We start from the raw sequence: 14995 nt of genomic DNA on the forward strand, positions 1-14995 counted from the left end.
ACTGACAGCGGCTACCTGTGCAGCCCATCTTTGTGTAATAACAAGTTTGCTGAGCTGCCTGTGAGTGTTCATCGAAGGCTCCTGGTAGACGAAAAGTGCAAGCCTCCATGCTACCTTCAAAATATACCAAAAATCAAAGTATAAAATGATAGTTGGTTTTTTCAATTACTTATGTTCTATGCAGCAACACTTAACTTGAGGGAATACCGCTGCTGATTTCGGCTTCGCCGTCTGCTCGCGCCTGTTTTGCTGAAAACCATCCTGCACGTCCGCTGTCGAGCGAAACTATTCGACTGCTGTCGCACTTGTCAGGCGTGATGAAGTGATTACTTTGATAGTTCTGCTTCCTGCCAGTGCGCCACAAAGTCACTGATCTGACGCAACCCTTCAGTGATTACCGCCGGCCCCGGCGACAGGATGTCGGGCGACTTGATTTCAAACAGCATGTTGTTGCGCACAGCGGGAATGTCTTGCCAGCCTGCCCGCGACTGCACCAGCGACGGCTGGAATTTTTTGCCGCACCAGGACGCAATAATGATGTCCGGAGCACGTTGGACGACCGTCATCGGATCAGCAATGATGCGCTCGCTTGCAGATGCATGGACGGACAGCTCCGGAAAGGCATCTTCCCCACCCGCCAGCACAATCGCTTCTGCGACCCAGCCGATGCCGCTCATCAGCGGTTCATTCCACTCTTCAAAATAGATGATCGGTCGACGTGCGCCCTGCCCTGCCCGTGCGACGACAGCATCGATCTCGCTTTGTAATTGCGCCACCAGTTCACGGCCTGCCTGTTCGCGCTCCACCAGTGCGGCCAGCACACGAATCATGTGCAGGATGCCGGCGATGCTGCGCTGGTTGAACAGATGAACTTCGATGCCAGCCAGCGCGAGGTCCCGGCAAATATCGGCTTGCAGATCACAAAATCCGATCACGAGATCCGGCTTGACGGCCAGAATGCGTTCGATTTTTGTCGATGAAAAACCGCTGATTTTCGGCTTTTCCTTGCGCGCCCTCGGTGGTCGGACACTGAATCCGGAGATCCCGGCGATGCAGTCTTCCGCGCCCAGCGCATACAGTGTTTCGACCGATTCCGTGCACAGGCAGGCAATACGTTGGTAGTGACTCATGAGGGATTTTCCGGTGAGCGACGCGGGTGCGCATTGTTTGAAGAGCCCATGGTAACGGAGTCGAAGGCTGACCCTGGCGCGTCTCAGTTTCAGTCGGCTTGCGCCTAATTGCTGTTGCGTATCCGAAGCAACGCCGAGCCCACCCACAACGCCCCTAGTCCGATCCCGATTGCCGCAATTGCCCAGCCAGTCTGCACTTGCGTTTCCAGCGAGTACGCATTGCATAGGCGCAGGTCGGTCGTAATGAAATAGCTGCCCAGCCAGGTCATCATCGACACCATATAGCCAACAAAAAACAGTTGCAGCGCCGCCGGTGAGCAAGAAAACGAATGCTGCAGCAAGAAGCCTGCAATGAACAGCGTGAGCAATTTGAGCAAATCGGCCTGCGGCAACACGACCGCCCGGTCAATCGCCAGTGGCAGCATCCAGTAAGCGAGTATCACCAATGCCGTGATGAATCCGGTCAGGCCGTAGCGATTCCATGGTGCCAGCCAATACAGTGATCGCTGCTGTGACAGCGCCCGCATCGCGCACCAACCGGCCAGTACCAGCAGCGGCATCTGAATCGCCATGTGCCAGACCATGCTCTGCTCGATCAGGTAACGCCAGGGTGGCGAGGACAAGCCCACCGCAAAAATCGTGGAACCAAGCGCCAGCAACAAACGCCTCATCGGGACGTTGCCAGTGCGATGTCAATCACCTGATTGATCGCCTCGTAATCAACGATGCGCACCAGCCGCCCGTCCGCAGCGATGATGTGCAGCGCCGCGTTATGCTCGAATTCGCCCAGCGGTGCTGGTACGACCATGATGCCAAAGGCATCCAGCAAGCGACGGCGGTCAGCGACATTGGCCAGCGTAACGATCTGCCACGCCACCGGGTCCATGCGCAAACGCGCCGCATAATCCTGCAGCGCCGCCGCATTGTCATTGGCCGGATCGAAGCTAATCGTCAGCAAGCCGACTTGATCCTGTAAGCCGCGCTCCAGCAGTTGCTGTTGCAAGCGCTGATAAACCGAACCGAGTACGCTGCAAACGGTCTGGCAACGGGTGTAGACAAAATCAACGATCTGCACCCTGCCGTCGCGAGCCAATAACTGCCGCAACATGGCAGGCTGGTCGGCGCGATCACGCAGACGGAAGTCAGGAAGTCGTTGCGGCGTGCGGGCAACCTGCCCGCGCCGTAACGCCTCGGTGGTGAACGCATGGCCGCCATCGGTCGCCAGCACAATCACCGCCAGCCCGAGCAGCAACGCAAGCAGGCTGGCCGCAAAGGTCTGCAACAAGCCAGCGGTCGGCGTCTCAGGACGCCGGCTTGAGTTCTGCACCACCGTTGTAAGGTGCCGTGCGCGCCTTGGTTGCTTCCCGCTCGGTTTTGACCGTTTCGGCGGTGATGGGTGCCGCCTTGTTGCCCCACTCGCCACGGATGTAGGTCATGACGCCAGCAAGTTCGGCATCGCTCATTGATTGCCATGCCGGCATGGCCCCCTTGTAGACCACGCCCTTGACTTCAATTTCGCCAACGATGCCATGCAACAGGATATGGGTCAGCGTTTTTTCCTCGCCGATGACCCATTCGGACGCTGCCAGCGGCGGGAAGACGCCGGCTACGCCAAGGCCGGTCGCCTGATGGCAGGCGGCGCATTTTCCTCCATAGATCAGCTTGCCATCAACGAGCACGCCGCCACCGGCGACCGGCACGGGTGGCCGCAAGGTTTCGATGGTGCGCTGGTCGCCATAGGACGAATCTTCGCCGGAGGGCGTGATGTAAATGTAGAAGCCGCCCCACATTGCCATCGCACCCAGCAGCATCACCAGAAACCAAGGTAATGGCCGTATGCTTTCATCGGGATCGGCGTTTTCGCGATGACGCTGCTGGCTGCCATCCGGGCGATTTGATTTGCTCATGGTGTTTCTTTCGCAGGTGGGACAGGCAACGGTGGCAAGGCCGGGTAAGTCCTATCCAGGGCCTGCAGGTATTTCACCAGCGCCACCGTTTCCGGTTTGGCAATGACCACCTGACCTTCCTTGGTCAGGTTAGGCGGCAAATTAAGCGCGGTTTCACCGGGCTTGGCGACGCCCTGCCGCACTTCGAACAGAAACGGATAGGAAGGCATGATCGAACCCGGCGTGTAAGCGCGCGGTTGATACAGATGACCGAGATGCCAGTCCGCGCTGGGCTGTCGCGCGCCGATGTTGAGCAGGTCGGGACCGGTACGCATGGTGCCCAGCAGATGGGGCGTGTCATAGGCGTAGTCGGCCGCGACCGAGGCGCGGCCCCAGCCACGCGTGGCATCCGGCGCTTGCTTGATATCGCGTGGCTGCTGCGAGTGGCAATACACGCAACCATTGGCAATGTAAGTCTGGCGACCCAGCAATTGCTGATCGGTGTAGGGTTTCAACCCCGCCGGTGGCTGCACGTTTTCTAGCAGCAGGTACGGCAGCACGACGAGGATGCCGGTGGCACCGCCGAGGATCACCATGGCACCGACGATCAGGCGCAATTCGTCCATTTCCCAGAAACTTTTACGCGCGCTCATGCTGCAACTCCTTTGCCGGTCTTGCGTGATGCCAATCGCAGCAACAACGAATCACCCAGCAATGCCGCACTGAGACGCTTCGGTCCGAATTTCCAGCCCATCGCAAAAAAGTGTGCCGCAAACACCAAGTGACCCAGTGTCATCAGGCCGCCGCCAATCGAGCGCGCTTCAAGGTACGGCAACGTGATCGCCACCGACTGCATGAAGGTGGTGTTCTTGTCGAGCATGGCCATTCCCTGCAACCAGCCACCGATGCTCAGCCAGATGAAGTAGATGGCAAAGCCGATCAGCACCAGCCAGAAATGCAGCGAGATCAGTTTCGGATACGGCCATTCCCAGTTCATCACGCGCGGCATGATGAAGTAGATCGACCCGAACATCACCATCGAGAAAAAGCCATACAAGCCAAGGTGGGCATGGGCAATCGTGTAGTGCGTGAAATGGGTGATCGTGTTGACGGCGCGCAGCGCTTCCATCGAACCCTGGATCGACGCTGCCGTGTACATCATCGCGCCCAGCACAATGAAGCGCAGTGTCGGCGAATACGCCAGCGCGCGGAAGTTGCCCAGCACTGTCATGTGCTGGTTGACGGCCACTGCAAACACCGGGATCGCCATCATCAGGCTTTGGACAATGGAGATCGTTACCAGCCACGATGGAATCGGTCCGCCGATCAAATGATGACCGCCGACCTGGCTATAAAAGAACGCCAGCGACCAGAAACCCAGCAGTGACAGGTTGTACGAGTGAATCGGCTTGCCCAGCACTTTCGGAATGAAGTAATACGATGCTGCCAGTCCGATCGGCGTGAACCACAGGCCCAGCACGTTATGACCGAACCACCAGTTCATCGTGGCCTGTTGCACGCCAAAATGCAGGCCCGGCCAGTTCGCCACCAGAAACAGGATAGGAAACCACAGTAATCCCGCGCCGATGTACCAGACCGAGACATACAGATGATCGACCTTACGCTGCAGCAGCGTCAGCCACAGCGGGCAACCCACCAGTGCGCCGCCGACGACCAGCAGGATATCGATCTGCCACGGAAACTCCAGCCATTCGAGACCATCCGAATAGCCCAGCGCAATGGCCGTCACACCGGCGAACACGCCGATGGTCCACAACGCGCCACCGACTAACGCATAGTTGGCACCGACCAGTTCAGTCTTGAGCAAGCGCGGGATCAGCCAGATGGCAACGCCGATACCTGCCAGCGAACACCAGCCGTAGGCCACGAGGTTCAAATGGATAGGCCGGATACGGCCAAAGGTCAGCCAGGCATATTGCACCAGCCAGTCGGGAGAATGCAGTTTGATCGATGAGATCAACCCGGCAAACGATGCCAGCACCAGCCACATCACGGCCAGCGTCAGGCAGACGCCAACCACGAGCGAGGTGGAACGATCGGCTCGGTTGCGGATTCCCTCCTCCTCCTCGGTCATGCATTCGTCGACGTCTCCCATTGCCCGCTGCAAACCGCCCTTCTGGCGCGCGGTGGCGGCAGGGTCTTCGACCGTACCAAGTTCGTTCTTGCCGAAAATTTCGGTGGCTGCGGCGACGCCATCACCGAACAATCCTTTCGACATGGACCAGATGAAAATGAACAGTGCTGCGATCGATAGCAGAAACGTCCCCAGCAAGACGCTTACGGTGAAATCCATGGGTTTATATCCTGTCCTTATGACATCGTTAATGGCTAGCCCATCCTGTGACGCAGACAGGAGCGTAGGGTTCCATTCAGGCGCCAGCGCCTTGTGGCGCCGACATCATAATGCAGGAGCATTTGTCACTTTTGATGGGTAACTTCAGAAGCCAATCAGGCCAGTGCAAGTACCAGCAAAGCGACCGCCACCACGGCCGAAACGAGCGCAAAACTGCGTTGCAATTGCGGTCCCGCCAGTCGTGCGGCAAGCTGCCGGCCAGCCAGCATGCCCAGCACCGCACCACCCGAAAACGGGATCGCGACGGCCCATTGCAGATGCCCGGTCATGGCACTGGCAATCACGCCCGACATCGATACCAGCGAGATCACCGCCAGCGACGTCGCCACCACCGATTGCGCGCTCAGATTGGTATAGCGCTGCAAGGCCGGCACCATCACGAAGCCGCCGCCAACGCCGAGCAAACCCGACAGCGATCCCGCCAGCATCCCGGACAGCGCCAGTGCCCAGGCACATGGCGCGGTCCAGCTCAGCTTGCCACGGGTGTCGTCCATCTTGCATGGCGGTATTGGCCCACACTCCATCCTGGCATCCAGCGTGGCTGGCATGGTTTTCTTGAAAGTCCGGAAAGCGACGTAGAGCAATACAGCGGCAAAGACGATGGTCAGCGGCTGGTTTGGTGTACGTTGCGCCAACCAGAGGCCGAGCGGCGAACAGACGATACCGGCACCGGCAATCAGCAACGCCGCCTTGTAGCGCACAGTCTTGTTGCGTAATCCGAGAACGGCACCCAGCGTCGCGGCCAGCCCGACTGCCATCAGCCCGATCGGGCCGGCATCGGCCATGCCCAGACCAGCGCCGAACACCAGCAGCGGGACCGCCAGAATACCGCCACCGGCACCGGTCAGGGCCAGGATGAGACCGACCGTAAAACCCAGCAGCACAATGGTCGTCACAGGTCAGCCAGCTCAGGCCTGGCCATCCACTCGCGCCCTTTGAGCATGCCTTTCCAGTACAGCGGCGGCAGGATGCGCTCCTTCAACAGCCAGGCCAGTCGCGACGGTTTGGTGCCGTCGATCAGCCAGGACGGAAAGCTAGGCGCAAGCTTGCCGCCATACGTAAATTCCGCCAGCACGATCTTGCCGCGTTCGACCGTCAGCGGGCAGGAGCCGTAACCGTCGTAACTGGCAGAACCAGTCAGTTTTCCCATTGCAGCGAGGACGTTGTGGGCCACGACCGGCGCTTGCTTGCGGGCGGCCGCGGCAGTTTTGGCATTACTGGTATTGCCCGCGTCGCCCAGTGCATGAATGTTGACCCAGGTCTTGTGACGCAGCGTCGCCGGATCGATATCAATCCAGCCGGCGGCATCGGCCAGGGGACTGGCGCGGATGAAATCGGGCGCGATCTGCGGTGGGACCACATGCAGCATGTCGAATTGACGCGTGACCAGTTGCTTGCTGCCGTCGGCCTTGGCGCAACTGAACGTGGCAGTCTTGGCCGGACCATCGACGCTGGTCAGCGTGTTGCCGAAGTGCAGATCGATGCCATAAGCGGTGATGTATTCCATCAGCGCAGGCACGTACTCGGCCACGCCGAAGAGCACGGCACCGGCGTTACAGAATTCGATATTAATCTGGTCCAGCACACCGCTACGCTTCCAGTGGTCGGCCGACAGATACATCGCTTTTTGCGGCGCACCGGCGCATTTGATCGGCATCGGTGGTTGGGTAAAGATCGCCCTGCCCTTGCGCAAGTCTTGCACCAGTTGCCAGGTGTACGGAGCCAAGTGGTAAAGGTAATTGGAGGTCACGCCATTGCGGCCCAGTGTTTCCGGCAAGCCTTCGATGCCCTGCCAGTTCAGCTTGAGGCCCGGACAGACCACCAGTTGCTGGTACTTCACGACGCGGCAACCATCAAGGATGACGGCATTGCGTTCCGGCTCGAAAGCAGCGACCGCCGACTTGATCCAGTGCACGCCGTGCGGAATGGTCGATGCCATCGTGTGCGCCGTCTCGGCCGCATTGAAAACACCGCAACCCACCAGCGTCCAGCCCGGCTGGTAATAATGCACATCGGCCGGATCAATGATGGCGATGTCCAGTCCGGGGCTGCGTGCCAGCAGACTGGCCGCTGTGGCAATCCCGGCCGCACCGCCGCCGATGATGACGACCGCATGTTCGGCTTCGGCCACCTCGACTGGCGTGCGACCGTGATTGGCGATGCGGCGCACGACGCCTTTCATGTCGAAGCCTGCTTCCTGGGCGGCAACGATAATCTGCCGCAGCGTTTGCTGGCCGGAGGCCGCGAGCGCCCACATCGTTGTCGAGCGCATGCCGGTGCGGCAATAGGCCAGTACCGGTTTGGGCAGACTGGCCAGCAGCGTGCCGAAAGCGACGCCCTGCTCGTCCGTGACTTTGCCGGATTCAGCCGGCAAGTAATGCACTTCGAGGCCAGCGTCCTGTGCGGCCCGCGCAATCTCGGCAAACAACGGCTGGTCGGCACCTTCGCCATCAGGACGATTGCAAATAATGGCGCGAAAACCCGCCTCGGCAATGGCGGGAAGATCGGTCGGCAAAATCTGCGGCGACACCGACAGTCCGGCGGCAAGTGGGCGAATATCCATGGGTGACTCCTTGAGAGTGTTTAGTGAATCAGACCGCATTGAGCGGAATCTTCAGATAGCGTATGCCATTGGTTTCCGGCTCGGGCAAATGACCGGCGCGCATGTTGACTTGCACCGATGGCAGGATCAACGTCGGCATCGACAGCGTCGCATCGCGCGTCGTACGCATCGCGACGAAATCGGCTTCGCTGACGCCGTCATGCACGTGAATATTGTGAGCGCGCTGATCGGCCACGGTACTGACAAAACACACGTCGCGACCACCCGGCAAATAGTCATGGCACAAGTAAAGTCGGGTGTTGTCAGGCAACGCGAGCACCTTGCCAATCGAGCGGAACAGTGCGCGCGCATCGCCCCCCGGAAAATCGCAGCGCGCCGTGCCGTAGTCCGGCATGAACAAGGTATCGCCCACAAAGGCCGCTGTATTGGCACCATCGGCAATGACGTAAGTCATGCAGGCCGGCGTGTGGCCGGGGGTATGCATCGCCCGCAGTTGCAGCGCGCCGAGCGGCACGCACTCGCCATCGGCAAACAGATGATCGAACTGGCTGCCATCGCATGCCATCGTCGTCCCGGTATTGAACAACGCGCCGAAGACTTCTTGCACCGCCGTGATCTGCTGGCCGATACCGATCTGGCCACCGAGATGTTCTTTCAGATACGGCGCGGCGGACAGGTGATCGGCATGCACATGCGTTTCCAGAATCCACTGCACCGCAGCACCCAGCTCGTGCACCCGGGCGATCAGCTTGTCGGCGCTGGCGGTGCTGGTGTGACCGGACTTGGGATCGTAATCCAGCACGCTGTCGATCAGCGCGCACTGATTGGTCGTCGTATCGAGTGCCAGATAGCTGACGGTCCAGGTTGCTGGGTCAAAGAAGTCTTCGACCTCAAGCGTGGTGGTGGTGGTGCCGGCGGTGGTGGTAGCGCTGGTGGTGTGCATGGGAATTCTCCTGATAGTTATCCAAGTACATGGCAATAACCATACCAAGCCGAAAACCGTTCGACGATTTTTTTAGACCACTGATTTCATGAGGTTTTTTTCAGGGAGCGCATAACTCGATTCGCCGCAAACTGCCAGATGGCAGTCTTCCTTGACAGTTATGGCAGACCTGCGACATAGTCTGGCCATGCCACCTATCCCCCCATTCAAAGACGCCACATCCTCAGCGCTCGTGCCGCAAGTCCAGTCACTGGTCTCGTTCCTCGAACACGAGCCGCATCCGATGATCGTGCTCGACCCCGATTACAACATCCTTGCCGCCAACACCGCTTACCAGCGCCAGTTCTCCAGCGTCGGTAAATCCTTCATTGGCCACAAGTGCTATCAGGTCTCGCATCACTACGACGTACCGTGCGATCAGGCTGGCGAACATTGTCCGATGAAAAAAGCGCAGGAGTTACGCGGTCCCGACCGTGTCTTGCACATCCACCACACGCCGCGCGGCCCGGAGCATGTTGATGTGGAATTGCGGCCCATCTTTGACGAGCACGGCAGCATCACGGCCTATGTCGAACGCCTGGCAGTGGTGCGCAGCGTTTCGGCACGCCCCAGCAACGAAGGCCTGGTCGGGCGATCGCCCGCTTTCAATGCGGCCCTGTCCGCGTTGCAGCGGGTCGCGCCGTCGATGCTGCCAGTGCTGCTGCTGGGTGAATCCGGTACCGGCAAGGAGCTCTTTGCGCGCGCGGTCCATGAAGCCAGCAAGCGCGCCAGCGGCCCGTTCGTCGTCGTCGATTGCTCCGGTCTGACGGAAACACTTTTCGAGAGCGAACTGTTCGGCCACGAAAAAGGCGCGTTCACCGGTGCCACCGCACGCAAGCCCGGACTGGTCGAGACCGCGCAAGGTGGCACGCTATTTCTCGACGAAATCGGGGATGTCCCGCTGGGTATGCAAGTCAAGTTGCTGCGACTGATCGAGTCCGGCACCTACCGTCGGGTCGGCAGCATCGAGACGCTGCATGCGAATTTCCGACTAGTCGCAGCGACTCACAAGCCGCTTGAAGTCATGATGGTGCGGGGCGAATTCCGTCAGGACTTGTACTACCGCATCAGTGCGTTTCCCATCGTGCTGCCACCATTGCGCGAGCGCGCCGACGATATCGCGCTGCTGGTCCATTCATTCCTGCAGCGCACGGAGGTGGGCAAGCCCACGCTGACCATCGAACCGGATGCGCTATTCCAGTTGCAGCAGCGCGACTGGCCCGGCAATATCCGCGAATTGCGCAATGTACTCGAGCGTGCCCGTCTGTTTGCCGACGATGGCGTGATCCGGTTGGCGACTCTGCCCGATGCGCCGCGTTCGCTGACTGTCGTGCCCCACGGAGCCGCGACAATGGCAACCCTGCTGGCGACGTTCAAGGGAACACGCAGCGAACTTGCCGCCAGCCTGCGCATCAGCGAGCGGACCTTGTACCGACGCCTCAAGGAACAAGGTCTGGCGTGACCAGATTGACTCCATGAACCGGCACCTGCGGTACTGGCACCCTGGCTCTCAGGCATTGATCCGTGCGTGCCGGTCATGACCTGTTAGCCTGACCTCCCCTCACCTTGAAAATGGAACGCCAATGAAAACCGCCCTTGAACTCGTCGCCGCCGCCAAAACCCGTATCCGCGAAGTCGCACTGGATGATGCAGATCTGGCTATTCGTCATGCCGATGTCGTGCTCGATGTGCGCGAAGCGGATGAATACGCAGCCGGTCATATTCCGGGTGCGCTGGCGATCTCGCGCGGGATGATGGAATTCACGATGAGCAGCAAACCCGAGTTCGCCACGCCTGATCTGAACATCGTTTTGTATTGCAAGACCGGAGGTCGGGCGGCGCTGGCTGCGTTGGCACTGCTCGACATGGGCTACCGCAACGTGCAATCAATCGCTGGTGGGTTCGATGGTTGGCGCGATGCAGGGAAAGCCGTCACGGTGCCAACCCTGCCTGCCGTCGAGTGAACAGGCTACTCATTCTAGTTGACGCCATGCATGCAGCGCAAACGGCTGCACGCAATCAGCTTGAACGCAATCAGTTTGCACGCAATTTAGTTGCGGGCGACCTGCTTGCGTCCGACCGGCCAACGACCTGATGCTCAATATTAATCTCGGCCCCTTGACGATGCAGGTCAGTCACGTGCTGCTGGCGCTGTCATTGCTGGTCGCCGCCGGTGTCGGTCATCTGGTGGGGCGTCGCCAGCACGTCGGCATCGCCGATACGCTGATCGAGATGCTGCTGGTGGCACTGCTGGCCGCCCGACTGGTGTTCGTGCTGATCTGGTTCGAGCAATACCGGCAAGCGCCATGGACCATTATTGATATCCGCGATGGCGGCTTCGAGCGCTGGACCGGTGTCGGCGTTGCGCTGGTGTTCGTGTCGTGGCGCGGCTGGCGCAAGCCGGCCTTGCGCCGACCGCTGATGCTGGGATTGCTGGCCGGAGTGCTGGCCTGGAGCATGTCCGGCGCACCGGGCATGTTGCACATGACGAATCTGGCACCGCTACCGACCGTGCGACTGACCACACTCGCCGGCGCGTCCACCACGCTGGCAAAGCTGTCCGCTGGCAAACCGATGGTCGTCAATTTGTGGGCCAGCTGGTGCCCGCCGTGTCGCCGCGAAATGCCGGTGCTGTCAGCGGCCCAGCAGCACGAATCCGGCGTGACATTTGTGTTCGTCAACCAGGGCGAATCTGCGAGCGTTGCCGCCAGCTACCTGGCAGCAGAAAAGTTCGCGTTGACCAACGTGTTGCTGGATAGCGGCACGCTACTGGGCAAGGCAATCGGTTCGACGGCCTTGCCCACTACACTGTTTTACGACGCCCGTGGACGCTTGGTCGATACGCACCTCGGCACGTTGTCGGCGGGATCGCTGGCGAGCAAATTGCAACGGCTGCGTGCCAGCGATTTTTAATTGGACGCCGCGTGCGGGATTCTTGGCCGTCGTACGAGGGCGGGCTTTATGGAGCACTTGCGACGCTGAACATGACAACTTCCCTTTGACCAGAGGCTGGCGTTACTGATGCTACGACTGTCTTTAACACGCTAGCGGTAACTGCCGGCTGGTCGCTGGCAGGATGATTACTGATAGTCGAAAGAAGTGAGGGCGCGTCTCCGGCACGACCACCGCAACCACTCAGCGTAATCAGACTCAACAGTGCGATGACGGTTAGTGCAAAGCTTCTTGATGGTGACATGGGATTCCTTTCGGAGAAAATCGGTTTAACTTCGATATAAATGAAATGAGAAATAAATTATTTCCTTGAATCGTATTGGGGGATGCACGTAACACCTTTTTTCTCCACACGATGGATTTGCCATAGCGCGAATTACAACTGCGAGTGCACTCCACCTTGATGACACCAGCGATAAGAACCAGGTATACATTCTTGGCATCAATTGATTCACAGCAACAATTAGGCCAGCTGTCGGACTGTTTCAACTATCACTTTTTGCTAGCGTATTTGAACGTCCAGTTTGCGATGGCTTTTGCACAACGCTCACGATGACGACTGTGCATTTACACGGCCGCGTAGAGGGAAACGGGATCTGGTCGCAAGTACGAAGCGAATTAAAAACACAACAAGCAAATCGCGCTGATGACCCCACCAAGGTTTGACTTGAAACCTATCCTTTAAAGTGAGTATCAAAAAATTCTAAAATTCGTTGTGACTACCTTAGACTTTGCGGCATGGGGATCTTGCCGGCGACGCTGTTTTACGATGCCTGCGGACGCTTGGTCGATACGCACCTCGGCACGTTGTCGGAGGTATCTCTGGCGAGCAAATTGCAACGGCTGCGTGCTAACGACTTTTAATCTGCGCACCACCTTATTGCAGAAGACTGAAATCGATTTTTTCTCTGATCAGGTCACCCTTTAATTTGGCAGAGATGGTGGTATCGAGCGCATTGAACTGCCTGATCAATTCGGCGCAGCGTTGCTCGTACTCGTCGGCCGTGGGATCGAGTTCATCGAGCTGCCTTTGAAGTACTTTTTTTTGCTCGGTGATACGTGCAGTCACCGTCTCGGAAAGTGCGGCAAACACCTGCGCGTGATGTCTCTTCAAAAACAGATCCATCGGACTCCAGGTCGACAGATAAGCAACCAGTTCGTTGTGGTTTTCATCCGAGCGCAAACGTTGCCGCGCAGCGTCGATATCCGTCACGCTCAGACAGGTGCATCGTGGATACAGCATGGATTGCATCTGCACTGGCAGCGCAAATTCTTGTGACAAGTGGACCAGATAGCCAAGATGCACTTCAATTTCATCCACGAAATGGAGTGTCGCCACTTTCTCGCGCGAGATTGTTTGCAGCATCTGCAAGCGGTGCATCCCTCGCCCGAGTTCCACAAGGCCAGGCAAGTTATCGTCATAAGCACCTGCCTTCACGTCCGACTCAGCGCGTCGGGTTGCACAGGCGGTTTCCATGTCCATGAATGCCAACGCCACACGATCGCCACAGGTATTTACCGCTTCGCCTGCTTGCGAAAAACACAGCGCGCGCAGGTCAGCATGCTCCGGGTCTTGGACTTGATCAATCAGCGAGCAGACACGCTGTTGAAATTGCGCCCTTGTCTGAGTACTTCGGTACTCCTGCGTTTCTCGCAGTCGGCCAAGAAATATCGAAAAAGGTTGTGTGTGGTCCTCAGGAAGATCGTCCCAGTTAATCGGAGAACTGGCATTGTCGCCGCGACGCGTTTCGAACATCCAGGTGGTGATCTCATCCGACAGTGGACGTAACCATGTGGTTTCACGCCTGCCCATATCAAATCCAATCCTTGGGCCTGCATAACCCGGTGAGTTCATGAACGCTGCAAGCCGATTACGGACCCGATCGGACAAATGATCGATGGTCAAGGCAACATGACAATTTTGCGATAACGTCAGGATATTTTCGGGAAGGCTGGTAAGAGGACAATCACGCAGGTCAAGGCGGGTCAACGCATTACACGCAGTCACATCCGGCACCACGGTAACCCTGTAGCAACCGCGAATACTCAGATTGTTCAACGCAGCACACCCGGCAACCTGCGGCGCACTCGTGAGACTGTTGCAATCGCGAATATCTAGATAGGACAGCGCCTGACACCCCGAAAAATCCGGCGCGGTAGCAAGGTTTGCGCAATTAAAAATAATCACTTCCGTCAACGCCGTCATGCCGGACATATCCGGCATCACGGTGAGTCTGGCGCAGTCGCGAAGATCTAATGAGGTCAACGTGTCTGGTAGCGGAGGAAGACTGGTGATGCTTTCATTGCGCAAAGAGAGTTGCGTTTCTCCCGACTCCTAGCATGCTTTAATTTGATCGGCAACCCGCTGGGTGCTTTCCCGGTGCTCTGGTGGTGCTTGCGCTAGCCAGTGGTCAATGTATGCGAGTGCATTCTCATTGTCGTTTTCAGGTTCATTTTCCTGAGCGATATGTTCCGTGGACGGTGTGGCAAGTCCCTCATCAAGGTTGGCGCGGATGATGGACTCGATGATCGGTGTTCGCCGCCATTTCACCGGCAGATAGTCCCTTGCTCGCTGGGCTCTGGTGAGTACCGGGGCCACGCCCGGCACACCGCGTGACGCGTTACCAGGCCGGTGTCCGACAATTTCGAACTGTCCGATGGAGAATTTCATGATGGATGGGATTCCTGACGGTGAGCGATGGCTGTTGTCCGCTGTCAGATTGAGCACGGCAGGTTTTCGCGATTGCCGTATGAGTGATTCAAAACAGTGAGAAGTTCCAATCCGTCAGGGCGGCCCAGTGCTAAACGCAGCACCGTTGTTGAGCGTCGTTGCTGAGCACCACCAGATTGCAAACGGTTTCGGAAGCGGGATCGAAGTGGCCCACGACGTGCCATCGTACGATCTTCACGGCATTGCCAAAAGAGCACGCCCCGGTACTTGCCGGACTGACACTACTGGGCGCGATCGCCACCAACATACATGGCCCATCGGGAGTCGACAGAACAACAGGTCCCCTTTCTATCAAAATCAGCAGATGAGACAATTACAGGCGCGAATTCATGTCGCACTCCCGCTTACAACTTCTGTCAGGAATAGAGATTAAATCG

14 protein-coding genes are annotated in these 14995 nt (G+C 58.2%); 3 read left to right on the forward strand and 11 right to left on the reverse strand.

All coding sequences use genetic code 11. From position 1 onward, the window contains the following. Window positions 1–326 precede the first annotated feature (326 nt). The 9 genes from QN370_RS00990 to QN370_RS01030 form a co-directional block, all read right to left on the reverse strand. A complete protein-coding gene (locus QN370_RS00990) occupies window positions 327–1130 on the reverse strand; it encodes an ABC transporter substrate-binding protein (protein ID WP_322127409.1) in 804 nt (267 codons plus the stop codon). A gap of 104 nt (window positions 1131–1234) precedes the next feature. Next, window positions 1235–1801, reverse strand: coding sequence for a hypothetical protein (locus QN370_RS00995; protein WP_323581653.1), 567 nt, complete (start codon window positions 1799–1801; stop codon window positions 1235–1237). Then, complete coding sequence (locus QN370_RS01000) at window positions 1798–2460, reverse strand: SCO family protein (protein WP_322125878.1); 663 nt, start codon at window positions 2458–2460, stop codon at window positions 1798–1800. The genes QN370_RS00995 and QN370_RS01000 overlap by 4 nt, the downstream gene beginning before the upstream one ends. Continuing rightward, window positions 2432–3037: a cytochrome c gene (locus QN370_RS01005; RefSeq protein WP_322125877.1), complete on the reverse strand. Its 606-nt coding sequence runs from the start codon at window positions 3035–3037 to the stop codon at window positions 2432–2434. The genes QN370_RS01000 and QN370_RS01005 overlap by 29 nt, the downstream gene beginning before the upstream one ends. Beyond that, window positions 3034–3669 carry a cbb3-type cytochrome c oxidase subunit II gene (locus QN370_RS01010; protein ID WP_322125876.1) on the reverse strand — a complete coding sequence of 212 codons (636 nt, stop codon included), beginning with the start codon at window positions 3667–3669 and terminating at the stop codon, window positions 3034–3036. The genes QN370_RS01005 and QN370_RS01010 overlap by 4 nt, the downstream gene beginning before the upstream one ends. Next, on the reverse strand, window positions 3666–5330 hold the full coding sequence (locus tag QN370_RS01015) for a cbb3-type cytochrome c oxidase subunit I (protein ID WP_322125875.1): 1665 nt from the start codon (window positions 5328–5330) through the stop codon (window positions 3666–3668). Before QN370_RS01015 ends, QN370_RS01010 begins: the two co-directional genes overlap by 4 nt. A 155-nt stretch (window positions 5331–5485) precedes the next feature. Continuing rightward, window positions 5486–6286 (reverse strand): sulfite exporter TauE/SafE family protein, encoded by an 801-nt coding sequence (locus QN370_RS01020; protein WP_323581654.1) that lies wholly within the window; start codon window positions 6284–6286, stop codon window positions 5486–5488. Beyond that, window positions 6283–7953 (reverse strand): TIGR01244 family sulfur transferase, encoded by a 1671-nt coding sequence (locus QN370_RS01025; RefSeq protein WP_322127407.1) that lies wholly within the window; start codon window positions 7951–7953, stop codon window positions 6283–6285. The genes QN370_RS01020 and QN370_RS01025 overlap by 4 nt, the downstream gene beginning before the upstream one ends. A gap of 28 nt (window positions 7954–7981) precedes the next feature. Beyond that, complete coding sequence (locus tag QN370_RS01030) at window positions 7982–8896, reverse strand: MBL fold metallo-hydrolase (RefSeq protein WP_322127406.1); 915 nt, start codon at window positions 8894–8896, stop codon at window positions 7982–7984. Window positions 8897–9083: 187 nt separating this feature from the next. Here QN370_RS01030 and QN370_RS01035 point away from each other — a divergent pair, with 187 nt between their 5' ends. From QN370_RS01035 to QN370_RS01045, 3 genes are all read left to right on the forward strand, one after another. After that, complete coding sequence (locus QN370_RS01035; protein ID WP_322129133.1) at window positions 9084–10397, forward strand: sigma-54 interaction domain-containing protein; 1314 nt, start codon at window positions 9084–9086, stop codon at window positions 10395–10397. Window positions 10398–10518: 121 nt separating this feature from the next. Beyond that, window positions 10519–10899: a rhodanese-like domain-containing protein gene (locus QN370_RS01040; protein WP_322127405.1), complete on the forward strand. Its 381-nt coding sequence runs from the start codon at window positions 10519–10521 to the stop codon at window positions 10897–10899. 130 nt (window positions 10900–11029) lie between these two features. After that, window positions 11030–11848 (forward strand): TlpA disulfide reductase family protein, encoded by an 819-nt coding sequence (locus QN370_RS01045; RefSeq protein WP_322127404.1) that lies wholly within the window; start codon window positions 11030–11032, stop codon window positions 11846–11848. Window positions 11849–12764: 916 nt separating this feature from the next. On the opposite strand, the gene QN370_RS01050 is transcribed toward QN370_RS01045, so the two are convergent. After that, on the reverse strand, window positions 12765–14198 hold the full coding sequence (locus tag QN370_RS01050; protein WP_322127403.1) for an NEL-type E3 ubiquitin ligase domain-containing protein: 1434 nt from the start codon (window positions 14196–14198) through the stop codon (window positions 12765–12767). Between the two features lie 24 nt (window positions 14199–14222). After that, window positions 14223–14558, reverse strand: coding sequence for a hypothetical protein (locus tag QN370_RS01055; RefSeq protein ID WP_322127402.1), 336 nt, complete (start codon window positions 14556–14558; stop codon window positions 14223–14225). Window positions 14559–14995 lie beyond the last annotated feature (437 nt).

Origin of the sequence: Actimicrobium sp. CCI2.3 (genome assembly GCF_035019065.1) — a bacterium.
Classification (GTDB): Bacteria; Pseudomonadota; Gammaproteobacteria; order Burkholderiales; family Burkholderiaceae_D; genus Actimicrobium.

What these genes read in the sequence shown, in the direction of transcription:
- QN370_RS00990 (WP_322127409.1), bottom strand. Translation starts at nt 1,130, where the DNA reads ATGAGTCACTACCAACGTATTGCCTGCCTGTGCACGGAATCGGTCGAA.
- QN370_RS00995 (WP_323581653.1), bottom strand. Translation starts at nt 1,801, where the DNA reads ATGAGGCGTTTGTTGCTGGCGCTTGGTTCCACGATTTTTGCGGTGGGC.
- QN370_RS01005 (WP_322125877.1), bottom strand. Translation starts at nt 3,037, where the DNA reads ATGAGCAAATCAAATCGCCCGGATGGCAGCCAGCAGCGTCATCGCGAA.
- QN370_RS01010 (WP_322125876.1), bottom strand. Translation starts at nt 3,669, where the DNA reads ATGAGCGCGCGTAAAAGTTTCTGGGAAATGGACGAATTGCGCCTGATC.
- QN370_RS01015 (WP_322125875.1), bottom strand. Translation starts at nt 5,330, where the DNA reads ATGGATTTCACCGTAAGCGTCTTGCTGGGGACGTTTCTGCTATCGATC.
- QN370_RS01025 (WP_322127407.1), bottom strand. Translation starts at nt 7,953, where the DNA reads ATGGATATTCGCCCACTTGCCGCCGGACTGTCGGTGTCGCCGCAGATT.
- QN370_RS01030 (WP_322127406.1), bottom strand. Translation starts at nt 8,896, where the DNA reads ATGCACACCACCAGCGCTACCACCACCGCCGGCACCACCACCACCACG.
- QN370_RS01035 (WP_322129133.1), top strand. Translation starts at nt 9,084, where the DNA reads ATGCCACCTATCCCCCCATTCAAAGACGCCACATCCTCAGCGCTCGTG.
- QN370_RS01040 (WP_322127405.1), top strand. Translation starts at nt 10,519, where the DNA reads ATGAAAACCGCCCTTGAACTCGTCGCCGCCGCCAAAACCCGTATCCGC.
- QN370_RS01045 (WP_322127404.1), top strand. Translation starts at nt 11,030, where the DNA reads ATGCTCAATATTAATCTCGGCCCCTTGACGATGCAGGTCAGTCACGTG.
- QN370_RS01055 (WP_322127402.1), bottom strand. Translation starts at nt 14,558, where the DNA reads ATGAAATTCTCCATCGGACAGTTCGAAATTGTCGGACACCGGCCTGGT.